The 15301-nt window shown below is 53.5% G+C and carries 12 protein-coding genes; 4 read left to right on the top strand and 8 right to left on the bottom strand.

Going from position 1 to position 15301, the window contains the following annotated elements; all coding sequences use genetic code 11:
- From thiG to ACOYA6_RS22625, 4 genes are all read left to right on the top strand, one after another.
- Positions 1–771, top strand: coding sequence for a thiazole synthase (thiG, locus tag ACOYA6_RS22640; protein ID WP_223075794.1), 771 nt, complete (start codon positions 1–3; stop codon positions 769–771).
- Entirely contained in the window at positions 768–1901 is a 1134-nt protein-coding gene (gene thiH / locus ACOYA6_RS22635) for a 2-iminoacetate synthase ThiH (protein ID WP_422655454.1), read from the top strand. The genes thiG and thiH overlap by 4 nt, the downstream gene beginning before the upstream one ends.
- A gap of 292 nt (positions 1902–2193) precedes the next feature.
- Entirely contained in the window at positions 2194–2499 is a 306-nt protein-coding gene (locus tag ACOYA6_RS22630; RefSeq protein ID WP_039028885.1) for a PTS sugar transporter subunit IIB, read from the top strand.
- Between the two features lie 3 nt (positions 2500–2502).
- Positions 2503–2820, top strand: coding sequence for a PTS lactose/cellobiose transporter subunit IIA (locus tag ACOYA6_RS22625; RefSeq protein ID WP_039028884.1), 318 nt, complete (start codon positions 2503–2505; stop codon positions 2818–2820).
- A 115-nt stretch (positions 2821–2935) separates the two neighbouring features.
- On the opposite strand, the gene rpoC is transcribed toward ACOYA6_RS22625, so the two are convergent.
- The 8 genes from rpoC to secE all read right to left on the bottom strand — a co-directional run bounded on the left by rpoC (position 2936) and on the right by secE (position 15026).
- Positions 2936–7159, bottom strand: coding sequence for a DNA-directed RNA polymerase subunit beta' (gene rpoC, locus ACOYA6_RS22620; protein WP_138371060.1), 4224 nt, complete (start codon positions 7157–7159; stop codon positions 2936–2938).
- A 76-nt stretch (positions 7160–7235) separates the two neighbouring features.
- On the bottom strand, positions 7236–11264 hold the full coding sequence (rpoB, locus tag ACOYA6_RS22615; protein ID WP_039028900.1) for a DNA-directed RNA polymerase subunit beta: 4029 nt from the start codon (positions 11262–11264) through the stop codon (positions 7236–7238).
- A 318-nt stretch (positions 11265–11582) separates the two neighbouring features.
- The gene (gene rplL / locus ACOYA6_RS22610; RefSeq protein WP_039028882.1) at positions 11583–11948 is read right to left on the bottom strand and encodes a 50S ribosomal protein L7/L12; all 366 of its coding nucleotides are present in this window, start codon (positions 11946–11948) and stop codon (positions 11583–11585) included.
- A 66-nt stretch (positions 11949–12014) separates the two neighbouring features.
- A complete protein-coding gene (rplJ, locus tag ACOYA6_RS22605; protein WP_001207203.1) occupies positions 12015–12512 on the bottom strand; it encodes a 50S ribosomal protein L10 in 498 nt (165 codons plus the stop codon).
- Between the two features lie 291 nt (positions 12513–12803).
- Positions 12804–13508 (bottom strand): 50S ribosomal protein L1, encoded by a 705-nt coding sequence (gene rplA / locus ACOYA6_RS22600; protein ID WP_006176745.1) that lies wholly within the window; start codon positions 13506–13508, stop codon positions 12804–12806.
- 3 nt (positions 13509–13511) lie between these two features.
- Positions 13512–13940, bottom strand: a complete 429-nt coding sequence (gene rplK / locus ACOYA6_RS22595; protein ID WP_032615878.1) for a 50S ribosomal protein L11 — start codon at positions 13938–13940, stop codon at positions 13512–13514.
- Between the two features lie 155 nt (positions 13941–14095).
- Entirely contained in the window at positions 14096–14641 is a 546-nt protein-coding gene (nusG, locus tag ACOYA6_RS22590; RefSeq protein WP_003862341.1) for a transcription termination/antitermination protein NusG, read from the bottom strand.
- Position 14642: 1 nt separating this feature from the next.
- Entirely contained in the window at positions 14643–15026 is a 384-nt protein-coding gene (gene secE, locus ACOYA6_RS22585) for a preprotein translocase subunit SecE (protein ID WP_003862342.1), read from the bottom strand.
- Between the last annotated feature and the right edge of the window lie 275 nt (positions 15027–15301).

Below are 15301 nucleotides of genomic sequence, written 5' to 3'. Positions count from 1 at the left end.
ATGTTACGTATTGCTGATAAAACCTTTGATTCACATCTGTTTACCGGCACCGGCAAGTTTGCTTCGCCGCAGCTGATGGTGGACGCGATCCGTGAGAGCGGCAGCCAGCTGGTGACGCTGGCGATGAAGCGGGTCGATCTGCGTAATCACAACGACGCTATCCTGGCGCCGCTGCTGGACGCGGGCGTGAGCCTGCTGCCCAACACCTCCGGGGCCAAAACTGCGGAAGAGGCGGTGTTCGCTGCCCGGCTGGCGCGCGAGGCGCTGGGCACGCACTGGCTCAAGCTGGAGATCCATCCCGATGCCCGCTGGCTGCTGCCCGATCCCATCGAGACGCTGAAAGCGGCGGAGATGCTGGTCAAAGAAGGGTTCACGGTGTTGCCCTACTGTGGTGCCGATCCGGTACTGTGCAAACGGCTCGAAGAGGCTGGCTGTGCGGCGGTGATGCCGCTCGGCGCGCCGATAGGCTCCAATCAGGGGCTGGAAACCCGGGCGATGCTGGAGATTATCATCCAGCAGGCGACCGTGCCGGTGATCGTGGATGCCGGGATCGGCGTGCCCAGCCATGCCGCTCAGGCGCTGGAAATGGGCGCCGACGCCGTGCTGGTTAATACCGCCATTGCGGTCGCGGACGATCCGGTCACCATGGCGCGGGCGTTTCGTCTGGCGGTAGAGGCTGGCCTACTGGCTCGCCAGTCTGGTCCCGGCGCCCGGAGCGTTGAAGCCCATGCCACCAGCCCGTTAACCGGGTTTCTGGAGGCGTTATCATGAAAACCTTTACCGATCGCTGGCGCCAGCTCGACTGGGACGATATTCGCCTGCGCATCAACGCAAAAACGCCTGCGGACGTGGAGCGGGCATTAAACGCCCGTCAGCCGACCCGGGAGGATATGATGGCCCTGCTCTCCCCTGCCGCCAGCGGCTATCTGGAGCAGATGGCGCAGCGGGCGCAGCGCCTTACCCGCCAGCGCTTTGGCAACACGGTGAGCTTTTATGTCCCGCTCTATCTCTCCAATCTGTGCGCCAACGACTGCACCTACTGCGGCTTCTCAATGAGCAACCACATCAAGCGCAAAACGCTGGATGAAAACGAGATTGCCCGGGAGTGCACCGCGATCCGCGAGATGGGTTTTGAGCATCTGTTGCTGGTCACCGGCGAACATCAGACTAAAGTCGGGATGGACTATTTTCGCCGTCATATGCCAGCCATTCGCCGCCGGTTCGCCTCTTTACAGATGGAAGTTCAACCGCTGTCAGAGGCAGAATATGGCGAGCTGAAAACGCTGGGGCTGGATGGCGTGCTGGTCTATCAGGAGACCTACCACGAAGCGGTGTATGCCCGGCACCATCTGAAAGGTAAAAAGCAGGACTTCTTCTGGCGGCTGGAGACCCCGGATCGGCTGGGCCGCGCCGGGATCGACAAGATCGGCCTCGGGGCGCTGACCGGGCTTTCTGACAGCTGGCGGGTGGATAACTTTATGGTGGCGGAGCATCTGCTGTGGCTACAGCAGCACTACTGGCAGAGCCGGTACTCGATCTCTTTTCCCCGACTGCGCCCCTGCGCCGGAGGGATCCAGCCCGCGTCGATCATGGATGAACGCCAGCTGGTGCAGACCATCTGCGCGTTTCGCCTGCTGGCACCGGAGGTGGAGCTGTCGCTGTCGACCCGGGAATCTCCCGCGTTTCGCGATCGCGTCATTCCTCTGGCCATCAACAACGTCAGCGCATTTTCAAAAACTCAGCCTGGCGGCTATGCCGATGACCATCCCGAGCTGGAGCAGTTTGCGCCGCACGACAACCGCCGTCCGGAAGACGTTGCCGCGGCGCTCAGCCATCAGGGATTGCAGCCCGTCTGGAAAGACTGGGACAGCTGGCTGGGACGCGCCTCGCAACATGGCTGAAAAAAGCGGTAACGCAGAGAAGTTATTACGAGGCGTCACGTAACCTTATCAACGGGCCATTGTCATACTGCGCCCGTTTTTTTTACGCTTATTTCGTCAGCAGGGGATGCTGACCAGGGCGGAAAGCTTCTTCCTCGTTTCGCCCTGCCTTTCCCCATGCTGTTACAGTTGTAACCGGTTTCAGAAAATGCAGGTTTCTTTGTGATGACTCACACACAATCGCGGTAACGCGGTTGTCGAAGCGGACGGTGCAGGATAATTATCAATAAACACATGTACATTGAGGCTGACTATGAAGAACATCGTTTTATGCTGTGCAGCGGGAATGTCCACCAGCATGCTGGTTCAACGCATGAAAGACGCCGCGCAGAAAAAAGGGGTCGAAGTAACCATTAAAGCCGTACCGGTTGCTGAGTTTAAAGATGAAATCGCCGCAGCCGACATTGTGTTGCTTGGCCCGCAGGTCAAATACGAACTTAATAATCTTCAGGCTCAGGCTGAACCGCTGGGTAAAAAGGTCGCGGTTATCGACATGATGGATTACGGCATGATGAAAGGTGATGCCGTACTGGAAAAAGCCCTCAAACTGCTGGAGTGACCCGTGGAAGATTTAGAAACGATCATTATGGAGCTGCTGGTCAACGCCGGTGCAGCCCGTAGCTCAGCATTAACCGCGCTGCAGATGGCGCGTAAAGGTGATTTTGCCGAAGCTGAAAAAGCGATGGAAGAGTCACGGGAATTCGTTAAGCAGGCGCACTCCATCCAGACGAAACTGATTGGTCTTGATGAAGGCACCGGTAAGTTGCCGGTAAACCTGATCACCGTTCATTCGCAGGATCACCTGATGAACGCGATGGTGATTCAGGATCTGGCGGGAGATATGATCGAGCTTTATCGCCGCTTGCCGCTGGTGAACTAAAACGCCCCGACCCGAACCATAGGCCGGGTAAGCCCAGCGCCACCCGGCAACAGCCGTATCAATTAAGCAAAAAAAAACCCGCCGAAGCGGGTTTTTTTATGGGCTGACGATACGATTACTCGTTGTCAGAACCGCCCAGGCCTGCGTTCAGCAGCTCTGCCAGGCTGGCAGATGCATCTTCAGCAGTAACCTGTGGTGCAGCAGGGATTTCGCCCGCTGCGCGACGGCGCATACGATCCTGGTGGTACGCATAACCGGTACCAGCCGGGATCAGACGACCCACGATAACGTTCTCTTTCAGACCACGCAGTTCGTCGCGTTTGCCCGCAACGGCTGCTTCGGTAAGCACACGAGTGGTCTCCTGGAACGATGCCGCGGAGATGAAGGACTCGGTTGCCAGAGACGCTTTGGTGATACCCAGCAGGTCACGTGCGAAGGTCGCACTGAGTTTGCCGTTCGCTTCCAGATCGCGGTTAGCAATCTTAACGCGAGAGTATTCAACCTGCTCACCTTCGAGGAAGTCGGAGCTACCGGCATTCACGATGGTGGCTTTACGCAGCATCTGACGAACGATAACTTCAATGTGCTTATCGTTGATCTTAACGCCTTGCAGACGGTAAACGTCCTGTACTTCGTTGGTGATGTAACGCGTTACCGCGTGGACGCCACGAAGACGCAGAATGTCGTGTGGCGCTTCCGGACCGTCGGAAACCACGTCACCACGTTCTACACGTTCACCTTCAAACACGTTGAGCTGACGCCATTTTGGAATCATCTCTTCGTACGGATCGCTGCCATCCAGAGGCGTGATCACCAGACGGCGCTTCCCTTTGGTCTCTTTACCGAAGGAAATGATACCGCTGATTTCAGCCAGGATTGCCGGCTCTTTCGGACGACGTGCTTCGAACAGGTCCGCAACGCGTGGCAGACCACCGGTAATATCCTTGGTACCGCTGGATTCCTGAGGAATACGCGCCAGGGCATCACCCGCACCGATCTGAATACCATCTTCCAGCTGAACAATCGCTTTACCTGGCAGGAAGTACTGAGCCGGCATATCGGTGCCAGGGATCAGAACGTCGTTGCCGTTAGCATCAACGATTTTCAGTGCTGGACGCAGATCTTTACCACCCGCGGTACGTTCTGCAGAATCCAGAACCACCAGGGAAGAGAGACCGGTCAGTTCGTCGGTCTGACGAGTAATCGTCTGGCCGTCGATCATATCGGTAAAGCGAATGAAGCCCGCCACTTCGGTGATAACCGGCATGGTGTGCGGATCCCAGTTTGCTACGGTTTCGCCGCCTGCAACCTGCTCGCCGTCGCCTTTCGCCATTACAGCACCGTAAGGCACTTTATAGCTCTCTTTGGTACGACCGAATTCGTCGATCAGCTTCAGCTCGGTGTTACGGGAGGTGATAACCAGTTTACCGCTGGAGTTCACAACCGACTTCGCGTTGCTGAGCTTGATGCTACCTTTGTTTTTCACCTGGATGCTGGATTCAGCAGCCGCACGAGATGCCGCACCACCGATGTGGAACGTACGCATCGTCAGCTGTGTACCCGGTTCACCGATGGACTGTGCCGCGATAACACCGATTGCTTCACCTTTGTTGATGATGTGGCCACGCGCCAGGTCACGACCATAGCAGTGCGCACATACACCAAAGTCGGTGTCACAAGATACAACGGAACGTACCTTCACGGAGTCAACAGAGTTCACTTCCAGCAGATCACACCACTGCTCGTTCAGCAGGGTGTTACGCGGAACCAGAATGTCTGCAGTACCCGGCTTCAGAACGTCTTCAGCGGTCACACGACCCAGTACGCGATCGCGCAGCGGCTCTTTAACATCACCACCCTCGATAACCGGGGTCATGGTGATACCTTCGAGGGTGCCACAATCGTCTTCAGTAACAACCAGATCCTGAGCAACGTCTACCAGACGACGCGTCAGATAACCGGAGTTAGCTGTTTTCAGTGCGGTATCCGCCAGACCTTTACGCGCACCGTGAGTGGAGATGAAGTACTGGAGTACGTTCAGACCTTCACGGAAGTTCGCGGTGATTGGCGTTTCGATGATTGAGCCATCTGGCTTCGCCATCAGACCACGCATACCTGCCAGCTGACGAATCTGTGCTGCGGAACCACGCGCACCGGAGTCGGCCATCATGTAGATGCTGTTGAAGGAGACCTGCTGCTCTTCGACGCCGTCACGGTTAATAACGGTTTCGGTCTGCAGGTTATCCATCATCGCTTTGGATACACGATCGTTCGCCGCAGCCCAGATATCGATAACTTTGTTATAGCGTTCGCCCGCGGTTACCAGACCAGACTGGAACTGCTCCTGGATCTCGGCAACTTCAGCTTCTGCTTCAGAGATGATCTCGTGTTTCTTCTCTGGGATGACCATGTCATCGATACCAACAGAGGCACCTGAACGCGCTGCATAAGCAAAGCCGGTGTACATTGTCTGGTCAGCGAAGATAACGGTCGGCTTCAGGCCCAGAATGCGGTAACAGGTGTTCAGCATTTTGGAGATAGCTTTCTTGCCCAGCGCCTGGTTGACGATGGAGAAAGGCAGACCTTTCGGTACGATCATCCACAGAATGGCACGGCCAATAGTCGTGTCTTTCAGGCTGGTAATCGCCACGAATTCGCCGTTTTCATCTTTTTCATATTCGGTGATACGCACTTTAACGCGCGCATGCAGAGAGGCCAGGCCAGCGCGATAAATACGCTCAGCTTCTTTCGGGCCAGTCAGCACCATGCCTTCGCCTTTGGCGTTAACACAGTCACGGGTCATGTAGTACAGACCCAGTACAACGTCCTGAGAAGGAACGATGATTGGTTCACCGTTCGCTGGAGACAGGATGTTGTTGGTAGACATCATCAGCGCACGCGCTTCGAGCTGGGCTTCCAGCGTCAGCGGTACGTGAACAGCCATCTGGTCACCATCGAAGTCGGCGTTATATGCCGCACAAACCAGCGGGTGCAGCTGGATAGCTTTACCTTCGATCAGGACTGGCTCAAAGGCCTGAATACCCAGACGGTGCAGGGTTGGTGCACGGTTCAACAGTACCGGGTGTTCGCGGATAACTTCGTCCAGGATATCCCAAACGACAGCTTCTTCACGCTCAACCATTTTCTTAGCGGCTTTGATGGTGGTGGCGAGACCACGCAGTTCCAGCTTGCCGTAGATGAACGGTTTGAACAGCTCCAGTGCCATTTTCTTCGGCAGACCGCACTGATGCAGACGCAGGTATGGACCTACGGTGATTACAGAACGACCGGAGTAGTCAACACGTTTACCGAGCAGGTTCTGACGGAAACGACCCTGTTTACCTTTGATCATATCGGCCAAAGATTTCAGAGGACGTTTGTTAGAACCGGTGATCGCACGACCGCGACGACCGTTATCCAGCAGGGCATCTACCGCTTCCTGCAGCATACGTTTTTCGTTGCGTACGATGATGTCCGGCGCAGCCAGATCCAGCAGACGTTTCAGACGGTTGTTACGGTTAATGACGCGACGATAGAGATCGTTCAGGTCAGAAGTCGCGAAACGACCACCATCCAGTGGAACCAGCGGACGCAGATCTGGCGGCAGAACCGGCAGAACGGTCAGGATCATCCACTCTGGTTTGTTACCAGACTGAACGAACGCTTCCAGCAGTTTGATACGCTTGGTCAGCTTTTTACGCTTGGTTTCGGAGTTGGTTTCGTTCAGCTCTTCGCGCAGCTGCTCGCACTCTTGCTCCAGATCCATGCTTTTAAGCAGGGCCTGGATAGCTTCCGCACCCATCTTCGCGTCGAATTCGTCACCGAACTCTTCCAGCGCGTCCAGATACTGTTCTTCGGTCAGAATCTGGTTACGTTCCAGGTTCGTCATCCCGCCTTCGATAACAACATAAGATTCGAAGTACAGAACACGTTCGATATCGCGCAGCGGCATATCCAGCAGCAGACCGATACGGGACGGCAGAGATTTCAGGAACCAGATGTGGGCAGTCGGAGACGCCAGCTCGATGTGGCCCATGCGCTCACGACGCACTTTAGTCTGGGTCACTTCAACGCCGCACTTCTCACAGATCACACCACGGTGTTTCAGGCGCTTGTACTTACCGCACAGGCACTCGTAATCTTTTACTGGCCCGAAAATACGCGCACAGAAAAGGCCGTCACGCTCAGGTTTGAACGTACGGTAGTTGATGGTTTCTGGCTTTTTAACTTCACCAAAAGACCATGAACGGATCATGTCTGGCGAGGCCAGAGCAATTTTGATCGCATCAAACTCTTCGGTTTTAGTTTGCGCTTTCAGAAACTTTAATAAGTCTTTCACGGATTTGCTCCCGTCGGAGTTAGCACAATCTGGTGCCGGAAATGACTCCGGCACCAGTGACCTGTTTGAGCGAGAGTTACTCGTCTTCCAGTTCGATGTTGATACCCAGCGAACGAATCTCTTTCAACAGTACGTTGAAGGACTCTGGCATGCCCGGTTCCATCTGATGGTTGCCGTCCACGATGTTTTTATACATCTTGGTACGACCGTTCACGTCATCAGACTTAACGGTGAGCATTTCCTGCAGGGTGTATGCCGCGCCGTATGCTTCAAGCGCCCACACTTCCATCTCCCCGAAGCGCTGACCACCGAACTGCGCCTTACCACCCAGCGGCTGCTGAGTAACCAGGCTGTAAGAACCGGTAGAACGCGCGTGCATCTTGTCATCAACCAGGTGGTTCAGTTTCAGCATATACATGTAGCCAACGGTAACCTGGCGCTCGAACTGCTCACCGGTACGACCGTCGAACAGAGTGATCTGGCCAGAACTTGGCAGGCCACCCAGCTGTAACAATTCCTTGATTTCAGACTCTTTCGCACCATCGAAGACAGGCGTTGCGATTGGCATACCTTTTTTCAGGTTCTCTGCCAGACGCAGCACTTCTTCATCGCTGAAGGTGTTCAGGTCGACTTTCTGACGAACATCAGTGCCCAGATCGTACGCACGCTGGATGAATTCGCGCAGTTTCGCGACTTCCTGCTGCTGTTTCAGCATGGCGTTGATCTTGTCGCCGATACCTTTAGCAGCCATACCCAGGTGGGTTTCAAGGATCTGACCAATGTTCATACGAGACGGTACGCCCAGCGGGTTCAGTACGATATCTACCGGCGTACCGTTAGCATCGTGCGGCATATCTTCGATCGGGTTGATCTTAGAGATAACACCCTTGTTACCGTGACGACCTGCCATCTTATCACCAGGCTGGATCTGACGTTTAACGGCCAGATAGACCTTAACAATCTTCAGCACGCCCGGTGCCAGATCGTCGCCCTGAGTAATTTTGCGGCGTTTCGCTTCGAGTTTTTTCTCGAACTCGTGTTTCAGTTCGTCATACTGCTCAGCCAGCTGTTCCAGCTGATTCTGTTTCTCTTCGTCGGCCAGGCCCAGTTCCAGCCAGCGGTCACGCGGCAGCTTGTCGAGCTTCTCAGCTTCAACACCACCGGAAACCAGCACCGCGTAGATACGACCAAACAGGCCAGCTTCAAGGATCTGCAGCTCTTCAGACAGGTCTTTCTTAGCCTGCTTCAGCTGCATCTCTTCGATTTCCAGCGCACGTTTGTCTTTTTCTACGCCATCGCGAGTAAAGACCTGAACGTCGATAACCGTACCGGAAACACCGTTTGGTACGCGCAGAGAAGAGTCCTTAACGTCAGACGCTTTCTCACCGAAGATCGCGCGCAGCAGTTTCTCTTCTGGCGTCAGCTGGGTTTCACCTTTCGGCGTTACCTTACCAACCAGAATGTCGCCGCCGGTCACTTCCGCACCGATGTAAACGATACCGGATTCATCCAGTTTGGAGAGCGCAGCTTCACCCACGTTAGGGATGTCAGCAGTGATCTCTTCTGGCCCCAGCTTGGTGTCACGGGACACACAGGCCAGTTCCTGGATGTGAATAGTGGTGAAACGATCTTCCTGAACCACACGCTCGGAGACAAGAATGGAGTCTTCGAAGTTGTAACCGTTCCACGGCATGAACGCTACGCGCATGTTCTGACCGAGCGCCAGTTCACCGAGGTCGGTGGACGGACCGTCTGCCAGCACATCGCCGCGCTCAACTGGCTCGCCCAGAGACACACATGGCATCTGGTTGATACAGGTGTTCTGGTTAGAACGGGTGTATTTGGTCAGGTTATAGATGTCGATACCCGCTTCGCCTGGGTACATCTCGTCTTCGTTAACTTTGATAACGATACGGGAAGCATCCACGTACTGAACGGTACCGCCACGTTTAGCAACTGCAGTTACACCGGAGTCAACGGCAACAGCACGTTCCATACCGGTACCAACCAGCGGCTTATCAGCGCGCAGAGTTGGAACCGCCTGACGTTGCATGTTCGCACCCATCAATGCACGGTTGGCGTCATCGTGTTCCAGGAACGGGATCAGGGACGCACCGACGGAAACCACCTGCTGGGTGGAAACGTCCATGTAGTCAACCTGGTCGTTGCTGAACAAGCTGGATTCACCTTTGCTACGGCAGGTAACGAGGTCATCAACAAAGCGACCTTCTTCGTCCAGGTTGGTGTTCGCCTGGGCGATAACGTAGTTACCTTCTTCGATAGCAGACAGGTAATGAATTTCGTCGGTTACAACACCGTCAGTCACTTTACGATACGGGGTCTCAAGGAAGCCGTATTCGTTAGTCTGTGCGTACACGGACAGGGAGTTGATCAGACCGATGTTTGGACCTTCAGGCGTTTCGATTGGACATACGCGACCGTAGTGAGTCGGGTGTACGTCTCGTACTTCGAAGCCTGCGCGTTCACGGGTCAGACCGCCTGGGCCAAGTGCAGAGATACGACGCTTGTGCGTGATCTCAGACAGCGGGTTGTTCTGGTCCATAAACTGAGACAGCTGGCTGGAACCAAAGAACTCTTTCACTGCTGCGGAGATCGGCTTGGCGTTGATCATATCCTGAGGCATCAGGGTATCCAGATCGCCCAGAGACAGACGCTCTTTAACCGCACGCTCAACACGTACCAGGCCAACGCGGAACTGGTTTTCCGCCATTTCGCCTACGGAACGGATACGACGGTTGCCGAGGTGGTCGATATCGTCCACTTCGCCTTTACCGTTACGGATATCGATGAGCTTCTTCATCACTTCGATGATGTCTTCTTTGCTCAGGATACCGGAACCTTCGATCGCGTCACGCAGCAGAGAACGGTTGAACTTCATACGACCAACCGCGGACAGATCGTAGCGGTCTTCGGAGAAGAACAGGTTCTCGAACAGGCTTTCAGCCGCTTCGCGAGTTGGTGGCTCACCCGGGCGCATCATGCGGTAGATTTCTACCAGCGCGCTCAGACGATCGGTGGTTGGGTCGACACGTACGGTTTCGGACATGTACGGACCGTGGTCCAGATCGTTGGTGAACAGCGTTTCGATACGCTTGTGGCCAGACTGGCTCAGCTTAGCCAGCAGATCCAGGCTCAGCTCCATGTTAGCCGGGCAGATCAGCTCGCCAGTTGATGCATCAACGTAGTCTTTTGCTGCAACTTTGCCAGCAATGTATTCAACCGGAACTTCGATGTGTTTGATTTCATCTTTTTCCAGCTGACGGATGTGGCGCGCAGTAATACGGCGGCCTTTTTCCACATACACTTTGCCGTCGGCTTCGATGTCGAACGACGCGGTATCACCACGCAGACGCTCTGGCACCAGCTCCATTTGCAGCTTGTTGTCGCGAATTTCAAAGACAACTTTCTCAAAGAACAGGTCAAGGATCTGCTCAGTGGTGTAGTTCAGTGCACGCAGAATGATGGTTGCAGGCAGTTTACGACGACGGTCGATACGGACAAACAGGTTGTCTTTCGGATCGAACTCGAAGTCCAGCCAGGAACCACGGTAAGGAATGATACGCGCGTTATAGAGTACTTTACCGGATGAGTGCGTTTTACCTTTATCGCTGTCGAAGAAGACGCCCGGGCTACGGTGCAGCTGGGAAACGATAACACGCTCAGTACCGTTGATAACGAAAGTACCGTTGTCAGTCATGAGCGGGATTTCGCCCATGTAGACTTCTTGTTCTTTAATGTCTTTAACGGTGCCTTCCGGCGCTTCGCGCTCGTAGATCACCAGACGCAGTTTAACGCGCAGCGGTGCCGAGTAGGTCACGCCACGGATTTGACATTCCTGAACGTCAAATACCGGTTCGCCAAGGCGGTAGCTGACGTATTGCAGCTCGGAATTACCGCTGTAGCTTTTAATCGGGAACACGGAACGGAAGGCTGCTTCCAGGCCGTACTGCCCTTCAGGATCTTGCTCGATAAACTTCTGGAACGAGTCAAGCTGGATAGAAAGGAGATATGGAATGTCCAGAACTTGTGGACGTTTACCAAAATCCTTACGAATACGTTTTTTCTCGGTATAGGAGTAAACCATAGGGTTCCTCAGCTCGCTGACAAGTCGACCCATCTGTCCATTGGCGGACAGTTTGTGCAACACCATTTTGTTGATCGGAAAATCGAACACTTTCCGCAATGCCTGTTGCTATCACGCTTAAACCATTTCATTGCGATTTACCCAGAGCGAGCACCCTGTCGCAGTATATTAAGACGTCGATAGAAACAAGCATTGTCAGGACAACCAGCAGTCAAACAGTGTGAAACGCTACTGGCGCCTTACAGCGCAAAAAGGCTGGTGACTAAAAAGTCACCAGCCATCAGCCTAATTTCTCAGGCTGCAACCGGAAGGGTTGGCTTATTTAACTTCAACTTCAGCGCCAGCTTCTTCCAGAGATTTTTTCAGTGCTTCTGCGTCGTCTTTGCTCACGCCTTCTTTCAGCGCAGCTGGAGCAGATTCTACCAGGTCTTTAGCTTCTTTCAGACCCAGGCCAGTTGCAGCACGTACTGCTTTGATTACGGCAACTTTGTTAGCGCCAGCAGCTTTCAGAATTACGTCGAATTCAGTTTTTTCTTCAGCAGCTTCAGCCGGGCCAGCAGCTACAGCTACAGCAGCAGCAGCAGAAACACCGAATTTTTCTTCCATTGCAGAAATCAGTTCTACAACGTCCATTACGGACATAGCTGCAACTGCTTCAATGATTTGATCTTTAGTGATAGACATTTAAATTGTTCCTGAAAATCAGAATAAGTTTATACGTAAGCGAATACTTGATAAAGATGACTGCTATTAAGCAGCTTCTTTCGCATCGCGAACAGCAGCCAGAGTGCGAACCAGTTTGCCAGCCGAAGCTTCTTTCATGGTTGCCATCAGGCGTGCAATTGCTTCTTCGTAGGTCGGCAGGGTTGCCAGGCGATCGATTTGCGATGCCGGGATCAACTCACCTTCAAAGGCTGCAGCTTTAACCTCGAATTTTGCATTCGCTTTCGCGAACTCTTTGAACAGACGAGCAGCAGCGCCCGGGTGTTCCATAGAGTATGCAATCAAGGTTGGACCAACAAACGTGTCTTTCAGGCACTCGAACTGAGTACCTTCAACTACGCGGCGCAGCAGGGTGTTACGAACAACACGCATGTAAACGCCAGCTTCACGACCTGCTTTACGCAGTTCAGTCATTTTATCTACAGTAACGCCACGGGAATCCGCAACTACTGCAGACAGCGCGCCTTTGGCTACTTCGCTGACTTCAGCAACAATCGCTTGTTTGTCTTGAAGATTTAAAGCCATTAGCTTTGCTCCTGGATGTTTGCCGGAACTCATGTTCCGGAACTCACTTCACTCTTCCCAACGGGAGGAGCGTCTTAATACGGTGAGCAGAAACAAGCCAGAGTATCCAAAAATAATCTTAGCGTTCTGTCACCGTCTACGCAGGGCATTAAGTCTCTTGCGAAACACCTGCGGTCTTCGACGGAGGCCTGGATTAGGCCAGGCTCCAACGAACAAATCTTTTAGCCGCTAACTATTGTTAGCAAACGTGGGGGTAAGATTGTAGACAAATCCACCGCCCACGTAAAGGCATTAGTTTGCAGCAGCGCTCAGGCCAGCCTGGTCAACTGCAACACCTGCACCCATGGTGGTGGAGATGCTAACTTTCTTGATGTACACGCCTTTCGCCTGAGTTGGTTTAGCTTTTTTCAGCGCAACCAGCAGAGATTCCAGGTTTTCTTTCAGTTTGTCAGCGTCAAAGTCCACTTTACCGATGGTAGTGTGGATGATGCCGTTTTTGTCGTTACGATAACGAACCTGACCTGCTTTAGCGTTCTTAACCGCTTCAGCAACGTTAGGGGTTACAGTACCAACTTTCGGGTTTGGCATCAGGCCGCGTGGACCCAGAACCTGGCCCAGTTGGCCAACAACGCGCATTGCATCTGGAGATGCAATAACAACGTCAAAGTTCATTTCGCCTTTCTTGATCTGATCGGCCAGATCTTCCATACCTACCAGTTCAGCGCCGGCAGCTTTAGCAGCTTCAGCGTTTGCACCCTGAGCAAATACAGCTACGCGAACGGAACGGCCAGTACCGTGTGGCAGTACAGTTGCGCCACGAACGTTCTGATCGGATTTACGAGCGTCGATGCCCAGGTTAACGGCAACGTCAACGCTTTCAACGAACTTAGCAGTAGCCAGTTCTTTCAGCAGAGCGATAGCTTCGTTGATGTCGTACTGTTTGGTCGCATCAACTTTGTCACGGATCACGGACATGCGCTTGGTCAGTTTAGCCATTTCTTAGTCCTCCACTACCAGGCCCATGGAACGTGCAGTACCTTCGATGGAGCGAGTCATCGCTTCAACGTCGGAACCAGTCATGTCGGCAGCTTTGGTCTGCGCGATTTCCTGCAGCTGAGCGCGGGAAATTTTACCAACTTTGTCTTTGTTCGGCTTGCCGGAACCAGACTTGATACCAGCCGCTTTTTTCAGCAGAACTGCTGCCGGCGGGGTCTTGGTAACGAAAGTGAAAGAACGGTCAGCGTAAACAGTGATTACGACTGGGATTGGCAGACCTTTTTCCAGGGATTCGGTTTTCGCGTTGAACGCTTTACAGAATTCCATGATGTTCACACCCTGCTGACCCAGAGCTGGACCAACTGGTGGACTTGGGTTCGCCATACCAGCTGCAACCTGCAGCTTGACGTAGGCTTGTACTTTCTTAGCCATTCTAAAATCCTCTGATTGGGTTATAGCGCCTCAAGGAGGCTCCCCGTGATAAAATTCGTTTTACGGATACGATCCATAAAAACAAAAGGCGCGAAATTGTATTCCAATCTCGCGCCCTGTGCAACGTTTAAATCGTCGCTTTTTTGATCGGCTGCTTAGGCTTTTTCTACCTGGGCAAAGTCCAGTTCTACCGGGGTCGCACGACCGAAGATAGAAACAGAAACTTTCAGGCGGGACTTTTCGTAGTCCACTTCTTCAACCACGCCGTTAAAGTCAGCAAACGGACCGTCATTAACACGAACCATTTCACCCGGTTCAAACAGCGTTTTCGGACGCGGCTTATCACCAACCTGCTGCAGGCGGTTCATAATCGCATCAACTTCTTTATCGCTGATTGGCGCCGGACGGTCAGACGTGCCGCCGATAAAGCCCATTACGCGCGGGACGCTGCGCACTAAGTGCCAGCTTGCATCGTTCATCACCATCTGAACAAGCACGTAACCCGGGAAGAATTTGCGCTCGCTTTTGCGACGCTGGCCGCCACGGATCTCGACCACTTCTTCGGTCGGAACCATAACTTCACCAAACAACTCTTCCATGTTGTGTAATTTGATATGCTCACGCAGCGACGTTGCTACGCGGCCTTCAAAACCGGAAAACGCCTGAACGACGTACCAGCGCTTTTTAGGGGCTTCAGACATCTCAGAACCTCAGGCCAGTGATAAAGGATACCAGGCGAACCAGAATACCATCCAGTCCCCACAGGATCAGTGACATTACAGCGGTAACCGCAGCTACGATCAGCGTGGTGTGCAATGTTTCCTGGCGAGTCGGCCAAATGACCTTACGGACTTCCGTTCTCGCTTCGCGGGCAAAAGCGACGGTCGCTTTACCTTTGGTCGTCAACAGCGCGACACCACCCGCTGCAGCAATCAGAATTACCACTGCAAGCGCGCGTAGCGGCAGCATCATGTCGCGATACAGGTAGTTGCCAACGATTGCCACGATCAACAATACGGCTACCACTACCCATTTCATCGCTTCCAGGCCGCGCCCGCTCCCTTGAGCTTCGGTATTCGCACTCATAAACCAACCTGTCAGAAGTATTCTACAAACATTTTCACCCCGCGAGCGCGAGGCAAACCAAATCGAAACGCTTAATCGCTTTTCGGATTATACGCTCTCTGCAGAGCCTGTCTCAGCAATGATTATGACAAAAATAATCACTGATGAGCCAGGTTCTGATGTGAAAGCGTGCAAAAAGGGCATCAAATGATGCCCTTTTCATGCGCATTGCGTCAAATGTTATCAGCAATTAGCCGAGAACTTTAGCAACCACGCCCGCGCCAACGGTACGGCCA

This window comes from Leclercia barmai, from assembly GCF_049312895.1.
Lineage (GTDB): Bacteria > Pseudomonadota > Gammaproteobacteria > Enterobacterales > Enterobacteriaceae > Enterobacter > Enterobacter barmai.
This window is presented reverse-complemented; position numbering and strand designations above follow the sequence as displayed.